The following is a 26,640-nucleotide window of genomic DNA, read 5'->3' on the forward strand; positions in this document are numbered from 1 at the left end:
ATAATTTTGGAATTGCATGACCGAATATTCAAGCTAATAGAGCTAAGCTTAAAATATATGATAGGCGAACTCTCTACAACCGTACCCGATTATACTGAGATACTTTCAAAAGTGGCGATCGCTGCTCGATCGGGAAATCGCGATCTTCCTGCTGCTAAAGTAGTTGTTAGCGCTTTATTACAAGCCGAAAGAGCAGCCAAACAGCAACGCTTAATATACCCCCTCGAATCCTTATTGGGTGACTGGCGGTTATACTTCACAGCACCACGTAATGCCAAATTACAAAATGGTGTGGCTCAAGGAAATGGCTTTTACATTCCTCAAATTGCACCCGCACAGATTTCCTTTCATGCCAGGGAACGGCTAGAAATTGGCAATCAAGTCCAATTTGGTTCCTTACTATTTAAACTGACTGGTCCAGCACGGTATTTAGGTAAAAAAAATTTACTTGCTTTTGACTTCACCCAAATGCAACTGTGTTTATTTAATCGTACAGTTTATCAGGGAAAGTTTAATAGTGGTAAAAGAACAGGAAATTTTGAAGAACAACCTATTTCTAAACTACCCTTTTTTGCCTTTTTCTTAATTACTGAAGATTATATTGCAGCTCGTGGTCGCGGTGGTGGATTAGCTATTTGGATTAAACAAGTCGCGTGATATTAATAGCAATTTACGAAATAATTGGTCTAAGATCTAGTACAAATCCTGGTAAAACATCTTCTCCTGACAAACTTGTAGGATTCTCTAGAATTTCTACATCCAGATTAGGACGATAAATTTCCACTCGCTGAGTTTTCCGAATAATTAACCAACCCAGCCTAGTACCATTGTCGATGTACTCCTGCATTTTTGCTTGAGTTTCTTTTAAAGAATCACTGGGAGAAAGTAACTCAACCACAAAATCGGGACACAGAGGCACAAATTTCTCTCGTTGTTCGGTGGTTAAAGCCTCCCATCGTTCTATTCTCACCCAAGAAGCATCTGGTGCGCGAGTTGCACCGTTAGGTAAGATAAAACCACCATTAGAGTCGAAAGCTATACCTAGTTTATTCTGACGGCTCCAAGCTTGAACTTGAAATGCTAATTCAATATTGCGATTGCTGGTTTCCCCTCCAGTTGGTGGCATAATCAAAATTTCTCCGTTGGCTGTGCGTTCAAATTGCAAATCGCGGTTGTGCTGACACAATTGGAAGAATTGCTCGTCCGTCAATTCCATGTGTAATTTGAGGGGAGAAGGTAAAGTAAGTGCAGCCTCATTCATAAACTGCTCCTAGATATAGCATATGCTTTAGTCTAGTATAGAACTTGGCAATCGTAGTCATTTGCAAAGCTCTATTCAGCTTTAAACACATTTTGTTTATCCTAACTAGAATAACTGAGCAATTAAAGGTAGAAGTTCTTTATAGACTACAACTAATTTGGCTATAGCGTGCAACACAGCAAACGTGAGTTTTGTAATTACAAACACTTTTTTGATCGAAATTTGTATCATTCCTTCTTTATGCCTGTGACGTACTTCGACTGATACCTTTTCTTGCTCTGATGTATCAGATTTATCGTCAACAGTTAATTTTTTATCTTTCTTCATATGAGGATAAGAATTTTTTTGACTAGGAGTTACTTCTTTATTAGCCATTTTTAGATCCTTTAGGTTAGAAATTCCTTAAAGACAGGTCGCTTCGTATTCGATAATCGAACTTTAGCAAAGACAAATAGCTTACGTCTTCCGTAAAAGTTTGGACAATAGGTATTTCAGTGAAATTAACGAGATTTCAGTAAAAATTTGGATGACACGCAATTGAATAAAAGTTCAGATGATAAACTCAGTAAAAACTCGGATGCTGTTCTAAGGGAATTTGCTAGTCTTTGTATTGAATCTAAAGAGTTATTTAATGATTAATAAAGTTCTTATTTTTGCTTTTGTTCAGAATGCTGTTAAGTGTCTGATAGAACATGTGAAGGAAGTAGCATGAATTACGCAGAACTGGGTCGCCGCATTCGTCAAGCAAGGGAAGAGGCTGCCCTGCCCCAGGATGTTGTTGCTCAGCATCTTGGACTTCCTCGTTCTGCTATATCCTTAATCGAGAGCGGCAAACGTAAACTCGATAGCTTAGAACTACGTAATTTTTCTCATTTAGTAGGTAAAAGTATAGATTTTTTTCTTGAAGAAGAAATACCTGTAGATACACGTATTTTAGAAGACGACGATCCAACTCAAATTCTTTTCAGTGCAAATCAGGTTGTTGATATTTCTCAGGATCGGGAGCAAATTGAGCGATTCCGTCAGTTTCATCGTGACTTTGCCCATTTAGCTCGGATGCTTAATCGTCTACCCAATCCATATCCTAATAAACCTCTTCACGATGTCTATAAGCTAACTCCAGGAGCTGCTAGATGGATGGCTAATTGTGAGCGTGCTCGATTAGGTTTGCCTTCTTGCAGTCCAGTTAGAGATATGCATAGTATCTTACTGAGCCAGGGAATTAGAGTTATGGCATGGGATTTAAGAACTGCAAAATTAGGAGGGTGCTTTATTTTTTCACAAACTCTTGGCTCATTTGTTTTAGTCAAGCGCAATCTGAAACAATATTCGGCTTACAAGATCAATTTTGTACTGGCACATGAATATTGCCATCATTTAATTCATCGTCAGCTTAAAGGTATTACTTGTAACCCTAATCAAAATTATCGAAAGCCAGAAGAGTATTTTGCTCAATGGTTTGCTGCTAATTTCCTGATGCCAGAGGAAGCATTAGTACCGCGGTTACAAGAGTATTTGAAACAAGAGAGTGGCAATGGAGCAATTACAGATACAGTAGTGATGAACCTAGCTCTTGATTTTGGCGTGAGCTATACAGCCATGTTAAATCGTATGACTAGTAAAGGAATAGAGCTAATTGATTCAGAGACTCGTAAAAGGCTAGAGAAAGTAAAAGTGAGAGAGCTACTTGCTAAACTTGGGCGATCTATCCCACACTTTGCCATAAATGAATTCCCTGAAGAGTATGAACAAATGGTAGCTGAAGCATACGATCGAGGGTATATCGAATCGGAGCAGTTACCAGACTTATTAAATAAATCATCACTAGAAGAAGCAAAAGCATATTTGAATACTCGTAAGACTTCGGCAGAATTCGATTGGAATAATGAAGATGAATATGAAGATGAATTTTGAAGTACCGAAGATCTATAAAACTTAAAAAATAAAAGATAACCGAGACGCGATCGCACTCTTCCTTAAACTCAGGCACAATTGAGTCAGTCCGCGCAGGCAAACTTTGTTTGTGTGGTTTCGCGAGTGGAATTCCCCCAGGCTTTTAGTTATGAGGCAAGATTGAAGTAGGATGCGATCCTCACAGTAGATAAATGCGATCGCGTCTCTTAGCTATGAGGCAAGATTAAAGTAGGATGCGATCGCCTACACCCATAAACCACCATGAATGCTGAAGAACTGCTGAAACGCTATGCAGCAGGAGAAAGAGACTTTACTAAAGCTGACTTAGCCAACGTTAAGCTGATTAACGCTCACTTGGTAGGAGTTAACCTGTGGGGAGCCAACTTAGAAGGAGCAAATTTAGCCAAAGCGAAATTGTGGGGAGCTAACCTAACTGGCGCAAACCTGATTAATGCCAACCTGACGCGCACAAACCTCTGCGGTGCGAAACTAACTGAGGCAAATTTACGCAAAGCCAAACTCAACTACGCCAAACTGTACGGAGCTAACTTAAGTGGCGCTTGCTACGACAACAGCACCCGCTTTTCCCGTGGATTCGATCCGAACAGTCAAAATATGCGTAAGGTATAACCGTTGAGAGATTGAGAATTGTTAACTGCTCTCTAGCATCAGAGAAGATAGCGTGTTTCCAAATTCTCTCTCATGCAAGCTTACGATGTTGTTATTATTGGTGCTGGTCATAACGGACTAGTCTGTGCTGCTTACTTGCTTAAAGCAGGCTACAGCGTCTTACTCTTAGAAAAACAACCGATTCCAGGGGGTGGAGCTACAACAGAAGAACTCATGCCCCAAGAAGCACCTGGATTTAAGTTTAACCCCTGTGCTATTAATCACCTATTTATTTTTCTCGGATCGGTGATTCAGGAATTAGAACTAGAAAAATACGGCTTAGAATATCTAACGTGCGATCCGGTTGCCTTTTGTCCCCATCCTGACGGAAGATATTTTCTCGCCCATAAATCGGTAGAAAAGACTTGTGCGGAAATTGCCCGTTTCAGCCAACGCGATGCCGAAAAATATGCTGAATATGCAGACTTTTGGCTGCGCTTCGTGCGTGGTATTTCACCCTTCTTTAACGCTCCCCCTAAATCGCTAGTTGACATCTCCGGTAACTACGGCTTGAAAAACCTGCAAGAGTTGTTCTCAGTGCTGGGTGGTCCCAACGAGACTTTAGATCTCCTGCGTACTCTATTATCTAGCCCAGTAGATAATATTAACGAATATTTTGACGCTGAATTTGTCAAAGCACCCCTCGCCAGACTCTCGGCAGAATTAAGTTCGCCTCCCTCTCAAAAAGCCATGTCATTTGGAGCAATGATGGCTGTGTTGCGTCACGAACCTGGAATGGCACGTCCGCGAGGTGGTACGGGAGCGCTAACCGAAGCATTAGTTAAATTGGTCAAAAGTTTAGGCGGCGTAATCCTTACAGAGCAAAGTGTAGAACAAATTTTAATCGATGGCGATCGCGCTGTGGGCGTGCGAGTTCGCGGTAGCAAAGAATATCGCGCCCATCAAGCTGTTATCTCTAGCATTGATGCCAAACGGCTATTTCTGCAACTAATGGATGCTGGCGATGTCGATAGTGCCGATCCTAACTTACGCGAGAGACTAGACCGCCGCATTGTCAATAACAACGAAACAATTCTCAAAATTGACTGCGCCCTATCAGAACCCCTGCGCTTTGAAAACCACGACCACCGAGACGAATATCTCATGGGTTCGGTCTTAATTGCCGATTCCGTCAACCATGTAGAACAAGCCCATAGCGAGATTACTCTAGGCAAAATTCCCGATGCAGACCCTTCAATGTATCTAGTCATGCCTACAGCACTCGACCCTTCAATGGCTCCTGAAGGCAAACATACACTCTGGATTGAATTTTTTGCCCCCTATCAAATTGCTGGTGCAGAGGGTACAGGCTTAAAAGGTACGGGATGGACAGACGAGCTGAAAAACAAAGTAGCCGATCGCGTCCTCAATAAACTAACCCAATACTCACCCAATCTCAAGCACTCAATTATTGCCCGTCACGTCGAAAGCCCAGCCGAACTAGCAGAACGCTTAGGAACCTACAAAGGCAACTACTACCACATAGACATGACCTTAGAACAAATGCTTTGCTTCCGTCCCCTACCAGAAATAGCTAACTACAAAACTCCAATTCAAGGCTTATATCTCACAGGAGCAGGAACCCATCCAGGCGGCTCTATCTCAGGAATGCCGGGACGCAACTGTGCCAGAATTTTCTTACACGAACAGCATCCCATCGCTGAAACCCTGAAAGACGCTAAAAACTCAGTTCAGTCAGCAGTAAAATCGGTGTTTACGGGATGAGCGATTAAAACGCAGATAAACGCAGATAAAATCGGGAAAACCCTTAGCGCCCTCTCTTCTTTGCGCCTTCGCGTCTAACGCTACGCTTCGCCTACGGCTGATGCGCGACAAAATCATAAACTACAACTCAACATGAAAAAGCGATCGCCTCACCAGCGATCGCTTATAAACAGGAGTACAAAATCAAATCACTTTAAAACACCCGTCGGCACAGTAGCGAGTTCAGGCTTATCGATCCGAGGAGTCAAGAAGCCGCTAGCATAAATGCGAGGATTGCTCTGAGCAATTTGGACGTAAGATTCGCGGATCTGGGCATTCACCGCAACCGTCTTAACATCGTACATCTGCGTAGCCAGCTTAGGATATAACCCGATACCGATAATCAGCACTAGGAACGAGACAGCAATGAACACTTCACGCGGTCTAGCATCGCCAAATCTTGCCTCGCCAGGTAACACGCAGTCAGTCCCGAAGCAGACTGCTTCCTGACTATCCTGGTAATCCGTCCGCAATTGAGTACTCGTTAAAACGCACGCGGGAGCGATACCAGAACCGTAGAATACCTGACGCAGCATCGAAAGTAAGTAGACTGGAGTGAGCATCAGCCCTACGGCGGCTAAAAATACCGTCACCGTGCGGAAGGTTGAGCTGTAAATATCGCTTGTAGTCACGCCCACAAAGACTGAAATCTCGCTGACAAAACCACTCATCCCAGGAAGTGCCAGCGATGCCATTGCACCTATGGTAAATAGAGCGAAGACTTTGGGCATAACCTGAGCGATACCACCCATTTCGTCCATTGATAACGTATGAGTGCGATCGTAAGTTACGCCTGCGAGGAAGAACAGGACTGCCGCAATCAAACCGTGAGACAGCATTTGCAGGAGTGCGCCGCTGATGCCAACATCCGTAAATGAAGCAATACCTAGTAGGACGAATCCCATGTGAGAAATGGACGAATAGGCAAGGCGACGTTTCATGTTGGACTGAGCAAAGGAAGCCAACGCACCGTAAATAATATTAACCACGCCTACAATTGCTAACACTGGGGCAAAGTAAACGTGTGCATGAGGTAACATTTCCAAATTCAAGCGAATCAACCCGTATCCGCCCATTTTCAACAGCACACCCGCTAAAATCATCGATACGGGAGCAGATGCTTCACCGTGGGCATCAGGTAGCCAAGTGTGCATGGGGAAAATCGCTAGCTTCACGCCAAAAGCAATCAGCAATCCGGCGTAAATCGGCAATTCAAGCGCTAGTGGATAGTTTTTCACAGCTAGAGCTGCCATATCGAAGGTAGGGTTGCCACCGTAGAAACCCAACGCTAGCCCTGCAACGAGAATAAATATAGAAGCCAGTGCGGTATAGAGGAGAAACTTTGTCGCTGCGTAGCGTCGTTTCGGTCCACCCCAAATAGAGACGAGCAGGTAAACGGGAACTAGCTCGATCTCCCACATAATGAATAGCAGCAAGATATCTTGGGCAACAAACACCCCAATCTGGGCAGAATACAGCACCAGCATCAGGAAATAGAATAAGCGGGGCTTGCGATCGACTTGCCACGCCGCAAATATTGAAAGTGTCGTCACCAATCCTGCTAGCAGTACGAGCGGGACAGATAAACCATCAACTGAGACAGCCCAATTTAGACCCAATTGGGGAACCCAGGCATACTTTTCCGCTAATTGAAAAGTTGCGATGCCTGCATCGTAGTGTTGCCAAAAAACGTAGCACATCAGAATCAAGTCCGCGATCGCCACGCCAAGGGCATACCACCGCACGCGCTTACCATCTTTATCAGGCAGTACGGGGATGAGTAGGGAAGCTACAAGGGGTAGCAGGACAATCGCGGTTAGCCAGGGAAATTGTTCCGTCATCATGACGATAAGAATAAATACTTATTTCTTACAAATCATTTTACTAAACTTTGTAAAGGTTTATGAATAAATTTTTATCCCAGTTAACTATCTAAACAAGTCTATAGATGGAGGCAATTGACAAAAGCACTCATTAGTGAATGACGATCGCCCTTGTTCGATCGCGTTAGATTATCCTGCCTTAAGATGAAAGCATGAATTTAAACCTTGCTGATGCCGTAACCATAGCAACAGCCGTGCGCGCGCAACAGGTAAGCGCAACAGAAGTGGCGATCGCTACCCTCGACAGAATTACCGCACGGAATCCAGCACTGAATTGTTTCACCACCGTTACAACTGAAACAGCTTTAGCAGATGCAGCGAAGATCGACCGGGCGATCGCCTCTGGGCAAGATCCAGGCATTCTAGCTGGCGTTCCCTTTGCGGTCAAAAATTTATTTGATATTGCTGGGATAACGACCCTCGCTGGCTCGAAAATCAATGCTGACAATTCTCCCGCTAGCCAAGATGCGACTGCTGTTGACAGACTGAAACAAGCCGGAGCAATTTTAGTCGGGGCGCTCAATATGGATGAATACGCCTATGGTTTTGTCACGGAAAATACTCACTACGGTGCAACCCGCAACCCCCATGACACAAATCGCATTGCTGGCGGTTCTTCTGGAGGATCGGCGGCGGCGGTAGCTGGGGGAATGGTTCCCCTGACGCTGGGTTCCGATACCAACGGTTCTATTCGCGTCCCTGCGGCTTTATGTGGTGTCTACGGACTTAAACCCACCTATGGCAGATTATCGCGGGCGGGAGCGTTTTTATTTGCCAGTAGTTTCGACCACATTGGCACGTTTACCCGTTCTGTACGAGATGCGGCGATCGCCTTTGACGTGCTGCAAGGATGGGACAGTCGCGATCCGGTTTGTACGCAACGCCCTCCTCAAGAGACACAAAATCTCGTATCTGCGGAAAATAACGGTAAGTCTGCATACAATATTGATAGGTTACGCATTGCCATTGCTGAAGATTATTTTCGTACGGGTGCAGAACCGGAAGCTTTAGCTGTTGTGGAACGAGTCGCCCAAGCTTTAGGTGCGACGCAATACGTCACTATCCCAGAGGCGCACCGCGCTAGGGCAGCGGCTTTTACGATTACAGCCTGTGAAGGGGCAAATCTGCATTTAGCAAACTTGCGATCGCGTCCTGAAGACTTCGATCCGGCTACCCGCGATCGCTTTTTGGCTGGGGCGATGATTCCGGCGAGTTGGTATCTGCAAGCGCAGAGATTTAGACAGTGGTTTCGCGATCGCGTCCGCGCAATTTTTCAACACGTCGATTTGATTCTAGCCCCTACTACACCCTGTGTTGCGCCATTCATCGGACAACAAACGATTCAGATAGATGGACGGGAAATTTTAGTTCGTCCCCATTTAGGATTGTTTACTCAGCCGTTATCTTTTATTGGTTTACCTGTTTTATCTGTACCAGTTGCGCGCCCGGATGGTTTACCTTTGGGGGTACAGTTGATTGCCGCACCTTACAATGAGGGGAAAATTTTACAGGTGGCTGCAATGTTGGAGGCTGAGGGTGTTATTGCTGCGTCTGTTGTTGATTAATACTAATTATTTATTATCAATTACCAACATTTACGTGCAAATTATACCTATGACTAACCCAGTAGTGCAAATTCCCACTATCGATTTGCAAGCGTTTAGAAGTGGCGATCGCTCACAAAGACAAACTCTAGTTGAGCAAGTTTATCAAGCTTGTCATGAAATCGGATTTTTATATATCAAAAATTCAGGCATTTCTTCTCATTTAATCCAACAGTTATTCGTTCACTCTCAGCAATTTTTCAATCTACCATCCGATCTGAAAGCTCAGATGGCTTGGTTAGATGAATCTCATAATAGCGGTTATGTAGGCATAGAAAGGGAACGCCTCGATCCGAAGCAGCCAGGAGATTTAAAAGAAGCATTAAATCTGAATTTAAAATCTATCACTCAAAATCCAGACTTTGGTACTGAATTTCGTAGTTGTGTATTGAATTTTTGGGAAGTTTGCGTACAAGTAACAAACAAAGTATTACAGACTTTTGCTTTGGCTTTACACATTCCAGAAGACTTTTTTATTGCCAATCATAACGAGCAAGCTCATACTTTGAGATTACTACACTACCCACCATTACAACAACCTCCAAAACAAGGACAAGTGCGAGCGGGAGAACATTCTGATTACGGTAGTATTACTTTGTTATTTCAAGATGATATGGGTGGATTAGAAGTACAAACTAAAGATAGAGAATGGATTGCAGCTCCAGCAATTCCTGATACGATAATTGTAAATACTGGAGATTTAATGCAACGATGGACGAATCATGTTTTTTGTTCTACTAAACATCGGGTGGCGATTCCAACAAATGAAAAAATGAAGCGATCGCGTTATTCAATAGCTTTTTTCTGCCATCCTAACGATGATACTGAGGTTGCTTGTCTTCCTGGTTGTTGTACGGATCGAGTAGCAATATATCCTTCTATTTCTGCCAAAGATTACTTGATTAGCCGCTTGCAGGCGACTTATTAATACCCTGCAGCAGCGCCATCACTTCTCGGATCGGCAGCGCCGTATTTCATATTAGTTTCAGCGTCGATTAAAATCGCCCCAGCGTGTCCCATCACATCTGTATAATCTTCAACAACTTTAACAGAGTGACCGCGATCGCTTAATTCTCGAACAATATCTGCTGAAACTCTGCCTTCAATTTTAAGTTCGTTGGTAGCGACTCCCCAAGTACGTCCTTGCAACCATCTTGGTGCAGAAATTGCATCTTCTACATTAAAACCAAAATCGACAATTCGAGTTGCGATCGCCGCTTGAGTTTGAGGTTGTCCTTCTCCTCCCATCGTACCGTAGACTAAATACGGTTTGCCGTTTTGAAATAACATGGCAGGGTTTAACGTGTGAAAAGTACGTTTTTTAGGTTGCAAACAATTTACATGTTGCGGATCTAAGGAGAAAAAACACCCTCGATTTTGTAATAAAATCCCCGTATCGCCTGCAACTATACCCGAACCAAATTCGTAGTAAATACTTTGAATTAAAGAGACAGCGTTACCATCTTTATCTACAACTCCCAGCCAAATTGTATCGCCTTTTGGATCGAGAGGTTGTACTTGGTTAGCGGCTTGCTGCAAGTTAATTTCTGTTGCTAGTTCTTTACCACGTTCTGAAGATAATAGCCAATTTAAAGGGATATTTACAAAGTCAGGATCGCTCACATATTTATCGCGATCGCTAAATGCTTGTTTGGTTGCTTCTACAATCAAATGATAGTAATCTGTCGTTCCTTCTCCTAATTTGTGTAAATCGAAATTATTTAAGATATTTAAAATTGATAAAGAAGCAATTCCTTGAGTGTTGGGTGGCAAATTATAAGCGATATAATCACGATAATTGACTGAAATTGGTTCTGCCCAGTTAGCAGTATGTTCCGCAAAATCTTGCAGAGTTAAAATTCCCCCGTTCTCTTGTAAATCTGCAACTATCTTTCGAGCGATTTCCCCTTGATAAAACTCGGCTGCACCTTGAGAGGCGATCGCTGCTAAACTTTGAGCTAAGTGCGGTTGATTAAATATTTCACCTGTTTGATAAATTGTTCCATCTGATTTCAAATAGATTTGACGAAAACCAGAAAATCTTTGTAAATTAAAAAACTCTTCGTCTGCATCAATACTTATTTGAGTCCAGCGTTCTTGATTGTGAGAAGTCGAAAAACCATCTTTAGAAAACTTAATTGCAGAAGCAAAAAGTTGCTGCCAAGGCAAAGAATTATTTATAGTTGTTCGAGCGTACTTATATGCTAAATCCCAGCCGGATACTGCTCCAGGTACGGTATTTGCAGCTAAATAACCTCTAAAAGGAATTCTGTCATAACCTAGAGACCGATAAAAACCAATTGTTGCCTTTTCTCCCGCTCGACCGCTAGCATTCAAACCTTTTAATTCTCGTTTTTTGATATTATAAATCAACCAAAAGTTATCGCCACCCAAACTATTCATATGGGGATAAACTACTGTTAGCGTAGCAGCAGCAGCGATCGCAGCATCAACAGCATTTCCCCCTTGCTGAAGTATTTCTAAACCCGCTTGGGAAGCTAGGTAGTGAGGGGTTGTGACTATACCATTAGTAGAAATGGCTGCTTTGTTTGTCAAATGAGACATAGCTATTTTTAGGTGAAAAAAGCGCGAATCGCGTTGACTCTTGAGTTTCCTTACCGTCTTCTGTGCTGAGTCACCATTTATATATTACAGGGTATAAACTATACCTTATAAGGTAAAAAACTTGATTGAAGGGAATCGCTGCTACCGCTCCAGCGGAAATGCGATCGCAACTATGCTAAAAGAATCTATACTAAATTTCTCACAAATAGGAATTTTGCCTATGTCAGTCACAATAGAGCAAGACTTAAAGGAAATTTTAGCTAAGCTTGACCAGAGATTGGATAGTTTACAAAAAGATATTAACCAGAAATTAGATGGTCTACAAAAAGATGTTGTCGATCTAAAAGTAGGGCAAACCGAAATCAAAGGAGAAATTAAAGCTCTGAGTGAGAGAATAAATGGACTAGATGAACGAGTTAAGAGCCAAGATTTTATCAATCGAGGAATTTTAGTCGGTTTGATTTGAGCTATTCTTGGTGGTTTGGCTAAATTATTTGGTTTTGTCGGCAATCCATAAGAGCGATAATAACGTTTTGCTGCTATTTATTATGATGGCTAACCAAAACCGTTAAATTTTACGATCGTCAGGACTAGTTGTCATCAGGACTAGCACTAGGAATAGGCTCGGAATTTGTCGGACTCGGTGCGGTATTATCGAGGCTGGGAAGCGGCTCGGGAGGAGGAGGGTTCAAAATCCTCTGCCACTCGCCTATCTGCGCTTGAGCGGCTCCGTAGGCGCTGCTGCTGCGCGGAATTTTACGGGCTATATCGATCCCTGCTTGTGGGTTGTACGTCCCTTGGTCTTGCGCCAACCGCAACAGGCGATCGCCCCAGTCATTAATGGCTGGATTCACATCCAATCGTAAGGAATTGCTATTAGGAACTCGATCCGCCAGCCGAATTGCTTGTGCCAATGCATCTGGAGTATTCTGCAAAGCAACTTGCTGTGCTTCGCGCCAATCTTGTTCCGCCTGAAGTTGAGTTTGCCATTCCTTAACTTCTGCCTGCGCTGTAGCGTGTAGCGCCCGTCCCGCACCAATTTGCCCAGCAGCAGCGATCGCCGCTGGTAGATTGCCGTTATTTGCCAAGTCTCGCGCTTGGTCTAAGAATGGCTGGTCTTCAATCGTTTGGATCTGGCGCGTCCAGTTGCGAATTCGCTTACGGGCTTCGCCATAAAGCGCCCGTCCTTCAACAATTTTACTCGCTTCATCAACTGCTGCTTGTAAAGCGACGACATCGCCTTCAACCACTAACTCGTCAGCACGGTTAAGGTAAGGTTGGTCTTCAAATGTCTGTATCCGTCGCCGCCAGCCGTCAATTTCTCGCTTGGCTTCAGCAGCGCGGGGATTCGAGTCTGGAATCATCAAAGCTTCAGCGATCGCCGCGTTTAAGTCGGCAACTGCCCCTGGTTGAGCTAAGCTGCGTGCTTTGGCTAGATGCTGTACGTCTTCAATTTCTAGTTGCCAACGGGCGATCGTATCTTGGGCTTTATAGTAAAGCGGTCGGTCTAGTCCAATTTTTTGCGCTTCGGCAATTGCCGCTTCTATGCTAGAAACAGTACCGACAAAAGCACTCCGATGTGCTTCAGCCAGGACGGTAAAATCTTGGACTTCTGTTTCTAATTTGGCAACAGCAGGAATTTGATTAGCAATTTCAACCGCTTTGTCTACATCTCTTTTATCTAAAGTTTCCTGGGCTAAATCGAGCATTTTGCGCCCGATATCGGGAATCAATGCTTGAGCTTTCTGATAGAAATAGCTACCTGCTTCAATTGCTTGAATCTGCTGTATGGCAGCTAGAAAATCGTCGGCTCTGCCTCGATTGACCAAATTTTGAATTTTCCCCAATCTTCCGCCATCTTCTCTGGCGGTGGCGATCGCATATTTTAATTCTTCGTATTTTGTATTTGCCCAATAGTTGTTACCGACATTGAGCAAACGTACCGCTGCCATCGAAGCCCGATACCAGTTTTCTTTCGGGATCTGGGACTCAGCTTCAGCATAAATTTTTTCTGCTTCCGCCCAAATCGATTTCCATTTTTCAATTTGCGTTGGGACGGTGGTAGCTGTAGAGATATCTGACGGAATATCAGAGGCGATCGCGATCGCCTCCGATAGCTGTCCGGCTTGAAACTTTTCCTCAGCTAAGGCGAGTAAATCTTGCGACCACTCTGCTAAACCCCGTTCGATTTCTTGACTTAAAGGATGATTTTGTGGCAAAGGCTTTACTAAGGCGATCGCTGCCATTAAATCTGGTACAGTTCGTTTCGCCGCTGCGACTTGAGCGCAATGCAACCGCACCGTCCCTGAAGCCAAAGGCCAAAAAATTGCCGGACAATTAGGTGCAGATGGTAACTTAAATAACATCGTCATGGCGACAATCGCCACTCCATTAGCTCCCAATGCTGCCAGAGCTGCCCAAAGCATCCAGTGTTTCCACCACCGCTTGCGTCCGACACTAGGCGGCTCTCCCGATGGAGGTATGCTAGACCACAACTTACCGTCTGTAGCTGATGAAGGGGAAACGCTACCAGATTGTGATGAGTTCGATGGTGATTGTGGCATGACTTCTGAATTGTGCCTTTGCTGGGACAGGTATTGAGACAGCTCGCGATCCGTTGGATATTGAGAAGCGGAGTCTACAGAATGTTGGGTATGAGGCTGATTGCCATTGTCCCCCTTTGCTGGCGGCTGACTCACAGACCAATCCTCTGGCATACTCCGGTCGCTCATTGCTTGCACCCAATATCTTAAGTACTATGCTTGATTTTGCCTGCTAAGCACATTCATTGTCATCCTATATTGGTCATTGGTCATTTGTCATTGGTAGTTGGTCACTGGTCACTGGTAATTGATAATTAGTCACTGGTCACTAGTCACTGATAACTGATTAAGACTCTGCCCGTAAATCCAAAATCAACTGCTCTAACTGATTGCTGCTGGCTTTGTAAACTTGTCCGCAAAAGTGACATGTGGCTTCGGCTCCGTCATCCTTGGCGATCATGTCTTGTAATTCTGCCTCACCTAGAATTTTCAGCGCTCCTAGAACGCGCTCGAAAGAGCAACCACAGTGAAAGCGCACTAACTGAGATTCTGGAAAAATCTCCAAATTCATATCTCCTAACAGTTGCTCGAAGATTTGCGGTAAGGTCTTTCCAGCTTGGAGTAAGGGCGTGAATCCTGCTAGCTGAGCAATTCTTGATTCTAATGTTTGTACTAAAGCTTCATCACGGGCTGCTTTGGGCAAAACTTGAATCAGCAATCCTCCTGCTGCTGTCACTCCTGTAGCGCCGACGAATACGCCTAATACTAACGCTGACGGTGTTTGTTCTGACGTAGCTAGGTAGTGAGACAAGTCGTCGCCAATCTCTCCCGAGATTAGCTCTACCGTGCTGGAGTAGGGATAGCCATAGCCAACATCGCGTACGACGTAGAGATACCCTTCTGAACCCACAGCACCGCCAACATCCAATTTACCGCGATCGTTTGGTGGTAGTTCGATCGCGGGATTGCCGACGTAACCTCTTACAGTACCGTCTAAACCTGCATCGACTAGAATCCCCTCTAACGGACCATTACCTTTGACCCGAATATTGACTCGCGAATCAGGGCGTTTCATGCTAGAAGCAAATAACAACCCAGCGGACATAGTACGTCCTAGCGCTGCCGTCGCCACGTAGGAAAGTTCATGCCGTTTTCTTGCCTCTTCAGTCAGCTTGGTGGTGATAACGCCGACAGCGCGAATTCCCCCATCGGCGGCTGTGGCACGAATTAACCGATCTGCCATGAGAAAACCTTACAATTCTTTACGAAAGCTACTCTATTTATTCTATGTTGGCGATACGGTAAAAGGCTGAGGGGTGAAGTACGGCTTTCCTGGTTGGCGATCGCGGGTTCCTCAAATTCAAGTAGAGTAGGCATTACCCACCCTACTACTCCCGGTCGCAATTCCGAATTCCGAATTCCGAATTCCGAATTCCGAATTCAGATAACACTTGGGGGAAAACTAAACATTTTGTTAAAATGCTGACAACAGAGGAAGCAGGAGAATCTCCAACCATGACCCAAACGCCATCCAAAAAGCAAACTGTTATTGCTCCATCCATACTATCAGCGGATTTTAGCCGTCTAGGAGCTGAGATTCAAGCAGTTGATGAGGCTGGAGCTGACTGGATTCACGTTGATGTCATGGACGGTCGATTCGTGCCTAACATCACTATTGGTCCGCTGATTGTCGAAGCAATTCGCCCAGTAACCCAAAAACCTCTGGATGTCCACTTGATGATCGTGGAGCCAGAGAAGTACGTTGAAGATTTTGCCAAAGCAGGAGCCGATATTATCTCCGTTCATGCCGAGCATAATGCTTCCCCTCACCTCCATCGCACGCTCGGTCAAATTAGAGAATTAGGGAAACAAGCAGGGGTCGTCCTTAATCCTTCTACACCATTAGAACTGATCGAGTACGTACTAGAACTTTGCGATTTAGTTCTAATCATGAGCGTTAACCCAGGCTTTGGTGGTCAAAGCTTTATTCCATCTGTCGTACCCAAAATCCGCAAACTGCGCCAAATGTGCGACGATCGCGGTTTAGATCCCTGGATTGAGGTTGATGGTGGATTGAAAGGCAGCAACACTTGGCAAGTCCTAGAAGCAGGCGCAAATGCGATCGTAGCTGGTTCGGCAGTATTTAAAGCTAAAGATTATGCTGAGGCGATCGCCGGCATTCGTAACAGCAAGCGTCCCGCACCTGAGTTGGCAACCGTTTAGAAAACATAGCATTTCTTCTCATTAGAATTGCAATACATTTCAATCGTAGGGGCGTACAGCGTGCGCCCCTGCTACTATATATACTTTTTGAAAGCGGCTATATCTAAATCAGTAATATATTCGGGATTGCCTATTCTTAACTTTGTATTAATTCCATACTTGTAAGATTGAAATTGCTATTCACTGCTCGCGTTAGATCGAATTTATGAATGACCAATTAGAGCAAATCCTGATTCAACAACTTCATTTGATTACCAAGCTGCAAACCAAAACTGATGAAATTTTGAGCTGGAATACTTCGACTGAATCCGCAGAAGCTACAGCAGCTTATTTTCAAGCTTTGGAAAGCGCGGTTGATGGTTTGGAAAGTTTGTCTGAAGTTTACGAATATTTTGAAGATTGGAGTTTAGCAGAAGACGAAGTTGCAGAAGTTATTTCACCCTAAATTGTCAAAATTCTAGCAAAAGTCGAGCTAGGTCGATCGCTCTGACGCGGATAGATGCTTGTGAATCAATTTCACTACAGCATCAGCTTGCACGGGTTTGTCCAGACAATCAGATGCGCCCACAACCATCGCCCGCACGCGATCGATCAAATTACCGCTGAGAATGACGATCGGCGTGTCGCGGAACGCATTAATCCTACGGATGCGCGTGCAAATTTCATAACCATTCAGTTTTGGCATGATGAGATCTAAAAAGATCATGTCTGGTTTTTGACTTAACAAAATTGCGAGCGCCCGCAAAGGATCTTGAATGTCTATAAACTGATATCCTGCATCCGTAATAATGTTCCGCATCACCTCGCACACTAATGGACTATCATCAATACAAGCGATCGTCGGTTTCAGTGCTATCGGTGTCACTGGTGGTTCTAATACAATCTCTTCAGCCGCAGGCATAGGCAGATCGGGAATGTCTGCCAGTTCCACCATATCGTCCTGAAGGTAGGGTAATAAAGTGTAGGATAATTCTAAAACTTGACGCTTCATGAGTACGGCTAAATCGCGTAGCGTCCGCCTTCCATCCAGCAGTGCAGTCAATTGACGGTAAGTTGTAGCAGAGGTTTTTTGTTGCAGTAATTCTGGCTGTTTGAGTGTTGGTGCTTTATTGGGAGAAATATGCTCCAAATTGGCGTGCTGCCAGCTGTGCAACTGTTGGTAAGCTATCGCTAGGGCTTGTTCGACATCAACCAATAACAATTGCCATCCGAGAGGATTGCCGACCTGTACTTGGTACTTGACGACTTGTCCAGTCTGTAGAATGTCAAAGAGTACTTCCGTAATGCTACTGCGTAAAATCTGCGTCACCTGCTTAGAGCTAATCTGTTGTTGCTTGAGCCACAAACCCAACACCTGATACTCCCATGCCGAGCCAGCAAGCTCGGTTGGTAACTTCATCTGCTTGAGTGAAATTTGCGGGCAGTACGTGACTATATGTCTCTGCCATCTACGGATGGGATGCACCCCACCAGTGGCATATAAAACTCGACCGGAGTACAGATAAAAAATCCACTCATCTCCTGAAGTACAGGTGACAGATAGTCTGCCAGTCACTTGAGCTGACTTGAGCGAAAGAAACTCAGCAACAAAAATATTTACATCGTCGCGATCGCCATGATATTCGTCGTGGGATGGTTCCGGTTGGCGTAACGCTGTTTGCTTTTTTAACCGCGCGGCGATCGCCCCTAATAAATCTTTTTTTGAGAACGGTTTAGTTAGGTAATCATCAGCACCTAATTCCATCCCTTGGCGCAAATGAGTTTTATCTGCTTTGGCTGAGAGAAAAATGAAAGGCATCAGCGCTGTAGTTGGTTCTTCGCGCAGCAACTTCAACACTTCATAGCCATCTAATTCTGGCATCATCACATCGCACAAAATCAGATCGGGTTTATGTTCCCAAGCCCAGGTAATACCAACGTGACCGTTCTCTGCTGCAACGATTTCGTATCCCTCTGTTGCTAATAGCTCGGTAATATTTTCTCTAACTGCCTGCTCGTCTTCGATGACCAGAATCTTTGTCATTTCGCTCTACCTGCGGATCTCATGCCAGTCTCAGTTATCAGTTATCAGTTATCAGTTATCAGCGAACAAGTTATGGGGTGTAGGGTGTGGGGAATTGGTAGTTGATAGTTGGTAGTTGGTCGTTTTCTCCCTTGTCTCCCTTGTCTCCCCCCTCTCCCTTGTCTCCCCCCTCTCCCTTGTCTCCAACTCCCGACTTACGACTTTTCTCTTCAGCTCCCTACAGGAATATGTTTGCCAATCATTTGCAATAACTTTTCTGTTTGTACGGGTTTTTCTAGGTAATCCGAGACTCCTGCTGCTTGTGCTTGGGCGCGATCGATCGCATTACCACTAAGAATGACAATCGGTGTATCGCGGAAAGCTGCAATTTTACGCAGTCGCGAGCTAATTTCATAGCCGTTCAAGTTGGGCATAACCAGATCTAAGAAAATTAAATCTGGCTTGCGCGTCAATAAAGTTGAGATTGCTCGTAGGGGATCTTGAATTGTCAACACCTGATAGCCTGCGTTGGACAGCATTTGATCCATAGTTTGACAGACGAGAGGGCTGTCATCGATACAAGCAATCAGTAGCGATTTGGCTGCTGTTGATGTGGCAGGTGCAGCTGATGTCGGTGGTGTTGCAGGTTGTGCGGTGGCTGCGTGCGGTAGTGGTAGGTCAGGGAGTTGGACGAGTTCGACAATCTTGGATTGGAAGTAGGGTAAGAGAGACACAGCAACTTCGGCAGCTTGACGCTTCATCAATACTGCCAGTTCGCGCAGCGATCGCTTGCCATCGAGTACTGCTGTCAGTTGACGGTAGACAGCTGGTGAAGTTTGTTGTTGTAAAGCTTCTGGCTGTTTGACTAGGGGGGCATAGTTGGGTAGAAGCGAAGTTAGATTGCTAGATTGCCAAGCTTGCCATAGTTTTTGGGCTGGTGTGAAGACTTGCTCCCACTCTAAAGCAAGAAGTTGTAAAGGCAAGGCTTGTTCTGATTTTTGATAATTGACTTGCCCTGCCTGCATCATGTCAAATAGGACTTCCACAACACAATCGCGCACTATTGGGGCAATGTGTTCGCGACCGATCTGTTGTTGTTTCAGTAACAAGCCGAGTAATTGATATTCCCAAGCAGGTCGAGTAAAAAGCTCTGCTGGTAAGTTTAATTGAGTCAGTTGAATTTGGGGGCAGTAAGTCGAGACGTGTCGCTGCCAGCGCCGCGCTAAATGCATCCCTCCTGTAGCGTACAACAAGCGCCCCTGATGCAAGTAAAAGTCCCAAGACTGAGCCGTGGCGCTTCTAACATTTAATTTGCCCGTAAATTGAGCCGATTGGAGTGCTGCTAGTTCCTGAGCAAATGCGTTGAAGTCTTGATATTGAGCTGGTGCAGGCGTGGAAGGAGCATTAATTATGGGTTGAGGTGCGAGCGAAATGCGATCGCTATTGAATAGAGAAGCCTGCAAAAGTTCTGCATATTGGACGATCGCATCCCGTCTTTTCAGCCGCGCCGCCACTGTATCTAATAGTTCGTCAGGAGTGAAGGGTTTTGTAATGTAATCGTCGGCTCCTAAGTTCATGCCATGACGAATCTCCGCTTTTTCCACCTTGGCAGAGAGAAAAACAAACGGCAGCAGTGCTGTGGTTGGTTCTTGACGGAGCGATCGCAATACTTCGTATCCATCTAACTCTGGCAGCATCACGTCGCACAAAATCAGATCGGGTTTGTGTTCGCTTGCCCAGTCTAGACCAACTTGACCGTTATCAACTCCGACAACCTCATAACCTCCATCTTCCAAACAGTCTAGGATGTTATCTCTAACCAAACGCTCGTCTTCTATAACTAAGATCTTTTTCATAGGTCATACCTTAAATTGTCTAAATTCAATAAATTCTTATTTGGCTCATTGTCAATAGCGGCAAACGAGCATTTTTGTAGAAATGACTGTCTCCATAAAACTTAAATTTGATTTTGAGAGAGTTTCGTACTTCAGGTTTAGTTTGCCCAGTTTGGCATCGATACTTACTATCCGCAGCAAGAAGTCGATAAAATATAAACAACTCAATCGGTGAACAGCAAACACATGCCTCCTCGTTGGCCCCGTAAACCAGACCGCCGCGATCCTGCCTATCGACGTTTAGACGATCGCATGAATTTTGCTACCCACGTAGCGATTTTCGCTGCCATGAATTCCGGTCTGTGGTTCGTCCACATTCTCAAAACCACAGCTTGGGAGTGGTTGCCTTGGTTAACAGGGGGATGGGCAACTGTATTATTAGGACATTTAATTTACATTGCCGCGATCGCCAACTATTCTGAGTCAACTGCGCCAGATACACCGCCCAAATCTACCTAGAGAGCCAGTTATCAGTTGTCAGTTATCAGCTATTAGTGAAGAGTGGTAATGGGTAATGGGTAATTGGTGAGTGAGGCAAAGAGGCTTTCTTGCAACGAGTTTTTGACTTGCGACTTATCCATTACCCTTTTCAAATAGAAGGAAGTTCAGTTTTATGGCTAAACAAAGTACTTCAGAAGTTATTGAAGCGATCGCAGCTGAAATCGGCGAAAACGTGTATATAGATATTGCCAAATGGCATCTTTATCTTGCCGATGCCAAACTTCATACCCTGCTTGCCGAACAACTCTATCCCATTTTGACGGCGCGATCGCTCTCAGAAGATCGAGTCCAGCAAGTTTTACAAAATATTCCCGTTAAACTTGGGGGTGGGAAAAAAGAAATCCCCCTAATTGACTTGATACCAGCCCGAGGTCAAACTGACTTGATGGAGATTTTGGAGAAGTATCAAGATGAAATGTAATTGGTAATTGGTAGTTGGTAGTTAATGGTTGGTACTACTGACTCCCGGCTCCCCTTTTCGTCAACCGAGAAACTAATAAATCGATTTCTGGCAATTTCATCCGGGTGGCAAGGAGGGCAAAGATGCCCATGCCTACTAACCCAGAAGCGATCGTTTGCAGCAGTAGTAGAACTAATCCCTGACTACCGAAGAAATATTGCAAACTCCAAAGAGTCCCCCAGCTAGTGACTCCTGCGGTAAAACCACTGGCAATTAAACCTAAAATGGGTAAACTCCATTGCCGCAATGGTAAACCGTGGAGTTTTCGATGTAGTATAACCAAAAATATTACTGTTGAGACAGTATTCACTCCTACTGTTGCTAGTGTAATTCCAGGCGCGCCAAAAGGTTTGACGAGAATAAAATCTAGGAAGGCGTTGAGAGAGATATTCCACAAAGCGACGCGGAAGGGTGTTTCTCCATCTCCCAAAGCATAAAATACTCGTACCAAGACATCGCGACTTAAGTAGACAAACATACCAATGCCGTAGGCAACTAAAATTGAAGCTACAAGTTGCGAATCATCTTGTTGAAAGGCTCCGCGTTCGTAAACAATGCGAACAATTGGCATCGCTAGAGCCGCAAACAAAGCGCCTAAAGGTAGCATCGTCAGAGCCGTTAGAATCAATCCCTGCCGCAGCCGCGATTTCAGATTGTGCCACTCCAACGGATCGGCAAGCCGAGAGAGAATTGTAAATAAGGGGAGCAGAATGACATTGGAAATGATGCCCAGGGGAGTCTGAACGATCAAGTTAGCGTAGTTGAAAGCAGCAGCCGCCCCAGGAATGCCGGAAGCAAAGAAATAATCGGTGATGAGATTAATTTGTAGCATCCCAGAAGCAAAAACAGCCGGAACCATTAACTTAACTGCTTGCTGCACGCCAGGAGAGCGAAAATCGAACCGCAGGCGCAGCGTACCGAGTCGTAACCGCCACTGCACGATTAGTTGTACGATCCACTGAAGCAAAGCCCCTGCTAGCGTTCCCCAGGCTAAAACTTGCCCTCCAATTGCCACATAAGCAGGAGAAATTATTTGGCTTCCCACGGATAAATATAAGATTCCCAGCCCCAAAATAATCGTGATGCTAGAAAGTACGGGACTAAGGGACAGCAACCAGTATTGATTAGCAGTATTGAGCGTGCCGAAACCAATTCCAATTAATCCCGATAGTAAAATCATCGGCGACATAATTCGCAATTGCTCGGCGGCGAGCGCGTGGGCTGTCTGGCTCAATTGCGGACCCACCAAATAAATTAATCCATCCGCCGACAAGAACAGGGCGATGGATACGAGCAACAACACTCCGCTAACTAGAGTCGTGATGCTTTCCACTAGGGGAGCGGCTTCCTGTTTGCTACGCTTTTCTAGGATGCTGACAATCGTGGTGTGGATCGGACCATTCACACCTCCCAGCAAGATTAAAAAGAAACTAGGAATGATATAGGCATAGTTGTAGGCATTAGCAGCTATACCCGTACCGAAAGCCGCCGCGATTGCCTGTTGGCGGAACAAGGCAACTAATTTACTCAGCAGGGTTGCGATCGCCACAATCCCCGCAATTCCAGCTAAAGTTCGAGATTTCTGTTGATTAGACACAAAAAATAGGGAGCAGGGGAGCTTTGTGTGCAGGGGAGCAGGGGAGCTTTGTGTGCAGGGAAACAAACGGAAGCATTGTCTTTCCACGCACTACTACTCGCTTGCCAAATAACATTTAAACCCAGAATTCTCGATCTTTCACATTGCTAGCAGTAAAAATGTAAGTCAATCCAAAAACTTGGGAATACTAACTGTTAAGAATAGCTTTTGGGGAATTCGGAATTAACTGGTAACTGGTAACTGGTAACTGGTAACTGATAAAGGCGATCGCTAAATCATAGTAGGAAGATGACGGTGAAAGATCCACTGCCTAGCAACGAAATAGATAGACTTCATGCCCTACAGAGATACGATATTCTGGATACTTCACCAGAGCAGGCGTTTGACGATCTCACTCGTTTGGCTGCCCAAATTTGCCAGACTCCTACAGCACTCATTAGTTTGGTCGATGCCGATCGCCAATGGTTTAAGTCTCAAGTTGGTTTAACTATTCCAGAAACTCCTCGTCATGTTGCCTTTTGCGATCGGGCAATTGCCGAACGCCACTTACTGATCGTGCCTGATGCTTACCAAGATGAGCGTTTTGCCGACAACCCCCTGGTAACTGGAGAACCCAAAATTCGGTTTTATGCGGGTGCGCCGCTGGTGACATCGGACAATTTTGCTTTGGGAACTCTCTGCGCGATCGACTACGTACCTCGTGAGTTGAGTCCCCAACAATTGGAGGCTTTGGAAATTCTGGCGCGTCAGGTCATGACACAGTTGGAGCTAAGACGGAATTTCATCGATTTACAGCAGGCACATCAACAGCAGTGGCAAACTGAATTTGCCCTGCGACAGAGCCAAGAACGTTATCGAGATTTATTTGAAAATGCTAGCGATTTGATTCAATCGGTCACGCCAGATGGCAGATTTATCTATGTCAACCGCGCCTGGAAAGAAACTCTTGGCTATAGTGAAGCAGAGCTTGCCGAGCTAAAAATTTACGACATTATTCATCCCGATAGCTTGTGTCACTGCCTCGAAGTCTTTGGGCGCATCATGGCTGGCGAAAAATTCGCGCAAGTTGAAACAATTTTTGTCACCAAGCAATGCGAAAAAATTTGGGTAGAAGGTAGCATCAACTGTCAATTTGTCGAGTCTCAACCAACGGCGACTCGCGGAATTTTTCGTAATATTAGCGATCGCAAAGCTGCGGAATTAGCTCTGCATGATGCTTACTGTCAGTTAGAAACCAAAGTTGCCGATCGTACTGCCGAACTGGTCAACATCAACCAGCAACTTCACAGTGAAATGGCAGAACGTCACCGCGCTGAGGCAGAAGTCCGGCTGTTACAAAAAATCGCTCAGGCGATCGGAGACGCTCAAAACTTCCATGCTGCTCTGGGAGTGGCACTGCGTCAGATCTGCGAATTTACGGGTTGGAGTTATGGTGAGGCGTGGATACCCAGTGCGGAAAACGATATCCTTCAGAGCAGCCCTGCTTGGTATGGCAAGCATTACAACGTCACAAGCTTCCGTAGTTCGAGCAAGAAATTTAAATTCTCCCCTGGAGTTGGTTCGATCGGTCATGTTTGGCGTTCTCAGCAACCGCATTGGGTTCCGAGTCTAGAGGACGAGACCGAGATGGCGATCGTCCGCAGCCATTTAGCACGGGCTGCTGGTCTCAAAGCAAGTTTAGCCATTCCCATTGTCGCCGATCGCGCTGCGGACAAATCGGAAGTACTGGCTGTCATCGCCTTTTTCATGTCCGAATCTTGCGCTGAAGACAAGCATCAAGTCGAGATTGTCTCAACTGTGGCTACCCAGCTAGGTGGATTAATGCAACGCAAGCGAGCGCAGGAGGGACTGCATGAGAGCGAATCTCGGTATCGTGCTGTAGTCAAGCAAACTGCTGAAGGAATTTGTCTCGTCGATATCGAGACAAAACGTATTTTGGAAGCAAATGATGCTTTTGCGCGTTTCCTAGGTTATTCTCCCGAGCAGCTTTTACAACTGACGCTATACGATATTTTCGCTGGCGATCGCCTGACAATCGATCGCAATGCCCAGCGCGCGCTGAGGGGAAAAAATCTATTTTTAGGAGAAGTGCCACATCACCGCAGCAATGGCAGCGTGGCTTATGCAGAAGTTCATCTCAATTCAATTTTTTATGGTGGCAAAGAAGTTTTTTGCATCGTTGCCCACGATGTGACAGAACGCCAGCAAGTACAAGAGGCACTGCGGCAGAGCGAGGAGCGGTTACAAGCAATTTTAGATAACTCTACGGCATTAATTTACGTCAAAGATTTAGAAGGTAAATATCTCACGATCAATTCTTGGTACGGGATTCTGTTCCATTTAGATCGAACTGAGGCAATTGGCAAAACTGACTACGAGATCTTCCCGCCAGAAATTGCTGAGGTGCTGCGAACCAACGATCGCCAGGTGCTAGAGACAAAATCGGCATTGGATTGGGAAGAGGTACTCCCCCACGATGACGGTTTGCATACTTACCTTTCAGTTAAGTTTCCCCTATTCAATGCTGCTGGCGAACCCTACGCTGTTGGAGGTATCTCTACCGATATTACCGAGCGCAAGCGAGCAGAAGAGGCTCTCCGTTCTAGCCTTGCTACTAACCGCGCTCTGATCAATGCGATTCCCGATTTAATGTTTCGCATGAGCGGTGATGGAATTTTTGTCAACTACAAAGTTTCTAAAGCAGAAGAGTTAATTGTTCCGCCAAACCAGTTTTTAGGCAGACGAATTGATGAAGTACTGCCACCAGAAATCGCTCAGCCAACGATGTATTACATTCAGCAAGCCTTAGCTACAGGAGAATTGCAAATCTTTGAATACCAACTTTACACCGAAGATGAATTGCGCGATTACGAAGCGCGAATTGTGGTGAGCGCAGAAAATGAAGTGATGGCGATCGTCCGCAACATTACCGATCGCAAGCGAACTGAAGCAGAAATGCAGCACACGCTGGCTAAAGAAAAAGAACTTAGCGAACTCAAGTCTCGCTTTGTCACCATGACTTCTCATGAATTCCGCACGCCATTAACCACTATCTTGTCTTCAGCCGAATTGATGGAAGATTTCGGCTCTCAATGGGCGGAAGAAAAGAAACTTCTGCACTTACGACGCATTGTCACCACCGTCAAGCACATGAATCAACTTTTGGATGATGTTTTGTTAATTGGGAAAGCCGAAGCGGGCAAACTAGAGTGTAACCCAATCGAACTGGATATCGTCCAGTTCTGCCGCGAGCTAGTAGAGGAGATGCAAATGATTGCTGACAGCCACACAATTCACTTGAATTCTCAATGTGAATCTAGCGAGGTAGCGTTGGATGAAAAGTTATTGCGTCATATTTTAATTAATTTATTATCAAATGCAATTAAATATTCTCCTACTAGCAGTATCGTCAGCTTCAATCTGAATGTTGATGCAAAAAAAGTTGTCTTTCAAGTGCAGGATCGAGGTATTGGAATTCCTAAGATCGACCGAGAACAGTTGTTTCAGTCCTTCTATCGGGCTAGCAATGTCGGCACGATCTCCGGTACGGGTTTGGGTTTAGCTATTGTCAAAAGAGCAGTCGATTTGCACTGCGGCAATATTACTGTTGAAAGTGAAGTTGGAATCGGAACGACTTTTATAGTTTCTCTTCCTTATGAAAAAAGTTAGGAGTCACGAAAAATTCATTTATCAAGACATGAGCGTACGAGGTATTTCATTTTGACGATTGAGTTCTGAATGCTAATTCTTGAATACCTC

At 44.9% G+C, this 26,640-nt stretch carries 22 protein-coding genes; 12 read left to right on the forward strand and 10 right to left on the reverse strand.

The window, feature by feature from the left end:
• Positions 1-57 precede the first annotated feature (57 nt).
• Positions 58-657, forward strand: coding sequence for a hypothetical protein (locus H6G17_RS00295; RefSeq protein ID WP_192153382.1), 600 nt, complete (start codon positions 58-60; stop codon positions 655-657).
• 13 nt (positions 658-670) lie between these two features.
• On the opposite strand, the gene H6G17_RS00300 is transcribed toward H6G17_RS00295, so the two are convergent.
• Positions 671-1,261 carry a Uma2 family endonuclease gene (locus tag H6G17_RS00300; RefSeq protein WP_192153383.1) on the reverse strand — a complete coding sequence of 197 codons (591 nt, stop codon included), beginning with the start codon at positions 1,259-1,261 and terminating at the stop codon, positions 671-673.
• A gap of 105 nt (positions 1,262-1,366) precedes the next feature.
• Positions 1,367-1,636 carry a hypothetical protein gene (locus tag H6G17_RS00305; protein ID WP_192153384.1) on the reverse strand — a complete coding sequence of 90 codons (270 nt, stop codon included), beginning with the start codon at positions 1,634-1,636 and terminating at the stop codon, positions 1,367-1,369.
• Between the two features lie 333 nt (positions 1,637-1,969).
• Here H6G17_RS00305 and H6G17_RS00310 point away from each other — a divergent pair, with 333 nt between their 5' ends.
• The 3 genes from H6G17_RS00310 (at position 1,970) to crtO (ending at position 5,569) form a co-directional block, all read left to right on the forward strand.
• Positions 1,970-3,175 carry an XRE family transcriptional regulator gene (locus H6G17_RS00310; protein ID WP_192153385.1) on the forward strand — a complete coding sequence of 402 codons (1,206 nt, stop codon included), beginning with the start codon at positions 1,970-1,972 and terminating at the stop codon, positions 3,173-3,175.
• 261 nt (positions 3,176-3,436) lie between these two features.
• The gene (locus H6G17_RS00315; RefSeq protein WP_106167713.1) at positions 3,437-3,805 is read left to right on the forward strand and encodes a pentapeptide repeat-containing protein; all 369 of its coding nucleotides are present in this window, start codon (positions 3,437-3,439) and stop codon (positions 3,803-3,805) included.
• Between the two features lie 72 nt (positions 3,806-3,877).
• The gene (gene crtO, locus H6G17_RS00320; RefSeq protein WP_192153386.1) at positions 3,878-5,569 is read left to right on the forward strand and encodes a beta-carotene ketolase CrtO; all 1,692 of its coding nucleotides are present in this window, start codon (positions 3,878-3,880) and stop codon (positions 5,567-5,569) included.
• A 188-nt stretch (positions 5,570-5,757) separates the two neighbouring features.
• Here the strand turns inward: crtO and H6G17_RS00325 are convergent, their stop codons facing one another.
• Positions 5,758-7,452, reverse strand: a complete 1,695-nt coding sequence (locus H6G17_RS00325) for an NAD(P)H-quinone oxidoreductase subunit 4 (RefSeq protein WP_192153387.1) — start codon at positions 7,450-7,452, stop codon at positions 5,758-5,760.
• Between the two features lie 191 nt (positions 7,453-7,643).
• On the opposite strand from H6G17_RS00325, the gene H6G17_RS00330 reads away from it, so the two are divergent.
• Entirely contained in the window at positions 7,644-9,056 is a 1,413-nt protein-coding gene (locus H6G17_RS00330; protein WP_192153388.1) for an AtzE family amidohydrolase, read from the forward strand.
• Positions 9,057-9,105: 49 nt separating this feature from the next.
• Positions 9,106-10,023: an isopenicillin N synthase family oxygenase gene (locus H6G17_RS00335; RefSeq protein ID WP_192153389.1), complete on the forward strand. Its 918-nt coding sequence runs from the start codon at positions 9,106-9,108 to the stop codon at positions 10,021-10,023.
• On the opposite strand, the gene ggt is transcribed toward H6G17_RS00335, so the two are convergent.
• On the reverse strand, positions 10,020-11,660 hold the full coding sequence (ggt, locus tag H6G17_RS00340; RefSeq protein ID WP_192153390.1) for a gamma-glutamyltransferase: 1,641 nt from the start codon (positions 11,658-11,660) through the stop codon (positions 10,020-10,022). The two genes, H6G17_RS00335 and ggt, sit on opposite strands and share 4 nt — an antisense overlap.
• A gap of 220 nt (positions 11,661-11,880) precedes the next feature.
• Between ggt and H6G17_RS00345 the strand changes: the two genes are divergently transcribed.
• The gene (locus H6G17_RS00345; protein ID WP_192153578.1) at positions 11,881-12,126 is read left to right on the forward strand and encodes a hypothetical protein; all 246 of its coding nucleotides are present in this window, start codon (positions 11,881-11,883) and stop codon (positions 12,124-12,126) included.
• Between the two features lie 124 nt (positions 12,127-12,250).
• On the opposite strand, the gene H6G17_RS00350 is transcribed toward H6G17_RS00345, so the two are convergent.
• From H6G17_RS00350 to H6G17_RS00360, 3 genes are all read right to left on the reverse strand, one after another.
• Positions 12,251-14,392: a chromosome segregation ATPase gene (locus tag H6G17_RS00350; RefSeq protein ID WP_242038170.1), complete on the reverse strand. Its 2,142-nt coding sequence runs from the start codon at positions 14,390-14,392 to the stop codon at positions 12,251-12,253.
• Positions 14,393-14,549: 157 nt separating this feature from the next.
• Positions 14,550-15,446 (reverse strand): Hsp33 family molecular chaperone HslO, encoded by an 897-nt coding sequence (gene hslO, locus H6G17_RS00355; RefSeq protein ID WP_192153391.1) that lies wholly within the window; start codon positions 15,444-15,446, stop codon positions 14,550-14,552.
• Positions 15,431-15,580 carry a hypothetical protein gene (locus tag H6G17_RS00360; RefSeq protein WP_192153392.1) on the reverse strand — a complete coding sequence of 50 codons (150 nt, stop codon included), beginning with the start codon at positions 15,578-15,580 and terminating at the stop codon, positions 15,431-15,433. Before H6G17_RS00360 ends, hslO begins: the two co-directional genes overlap by 16 nt.
• A 138-nt stretch (positions 15,581-15,718) precedes the next feature.
• Between H6G17_RS00360 and rpe the strand changes: the two genes are divergently transcribed.
• Positions 15,719-16,426, forward strand: a complete 708-nt coding sequence (gene rpe, locus H6G17_RS00365) for a ribulose-phosphate 3-epimerase (protein ID WP_192153580.1) — start codon at positions 15,719-15,721, stop codon at positions 16,424-16,426.
• A gap of 205 nt (positions 16,427-16,631) precedes the next feature.
• A complete protein-coding gene (locus tag H6G17_RS00370; protein ID WP_192153393.1) occupies positions 16,632-16,871 on the forward strand; it encodes a hypothetical protein in 240 nt (79 codons plus the stop codon).
• Positions 16,872-16,898: 27 nt separating this feature from the next.
• Here H6G17_RS00370 and H6G17_RS00375 read toward each other — a convergent pair whose 3' ends face one another.
• Both H6G17_RS00375 and H6G17_RS00380 read right to left on the reverse strand, forming a co-directional pair.
• Positions 16,899-18,449 (reverse strand): response regulator, encoded by a 1,551-nt coding sequence (locus tag H6G17_RS00375; protein WP_192153394.1) that lies wholly within the window; start codon positions 18,447-18,449, stop codon positions 16,899-16,901.
• 209 nt (positions 18,450-18,658) lie between these two features.
• The gene (locus H6G17_RS00380; RefSeq protein WP_192153395.1) at positions 18,659-20,284 is read right to left on the reverse strand and encodes a response regulator; all 1,626 of its coding nucleotides are present in this window, start codon (positions 20,282-20,284) and stop codon (positions 18,659-18,661) included.
• A gap of 225 nt (positions 20,285-20,509) precedes the next feature.
• Between H6G17_RS00380 and H6G17_RS00385 the strand changes: the two genes are divergently transcribed.
• Together H6G17_RS00385 and H6G17_RS00390 are read left to right on the forward strand one after the other, a co-directional pair.
• A complete protein-coding gene (locus H6G17_RS00385) occupies positions 20,510-20,782 on the forward strand; it encodes a 2TM domain-containing protein (RefSeq protein WP_192153396.1) in 273 nt (90 codons plus the stop codon).
• 154 nt (positions 20,783-20,936) lie between these two features.
• Positions 20,937-21,245, forward strand: a complete 309-nt coding sequence (locus H6G17_RS00390) for a DUF3181 family protein (RefSeq protein ID WP_192153397.1) — start codon at positions 20,937-20,939, stop codon at positions 21,243-21,245.
• Between the two features lie 34 nt (positions 21,246-21,279).
• Here the strand turns inward: H6G17_RS00390 and murJ are convergent, their stop codons facing one another.
• Positions 21,280-22,881, reverse strand: coding sequence for a murein biosynthesis integral membrane protein MurJ (gene murJ, locus H6G17_RS00395; RefSeq protein WP_192153398.1), 1,602 nt, complete (start codon positions 22,879-22,881; stop codon positions 21,280-21,282).
• Positions 22,882-23,175: 294 nt separating this feature from the next.
• On the opposite strand from murJ, the gene H6G17_RS00400 reads away from it, so the two are divergent.
• Entirely contained in the window at positions 23,176-26,550 is a 3,375-nt protein-coding gene (locus H6G17_RS00400; RefSeq protein ID WP_192153399.1) for a PAS domain S-box protein, read from the forward strand.
• Positions 26,551-26,640 lie beyond the last annotated feature (90 nt).

The organism is Chroococcidiopsis sp. [FACHB-1243] (genome assembly GCF_014696895.1).
Lineage (GTDB): Bacteria > Cyanobacteriota > Cyanobacteriia > Cyanobacteriales > Chroococcidiopsidaceae > Chroococcidiopsis.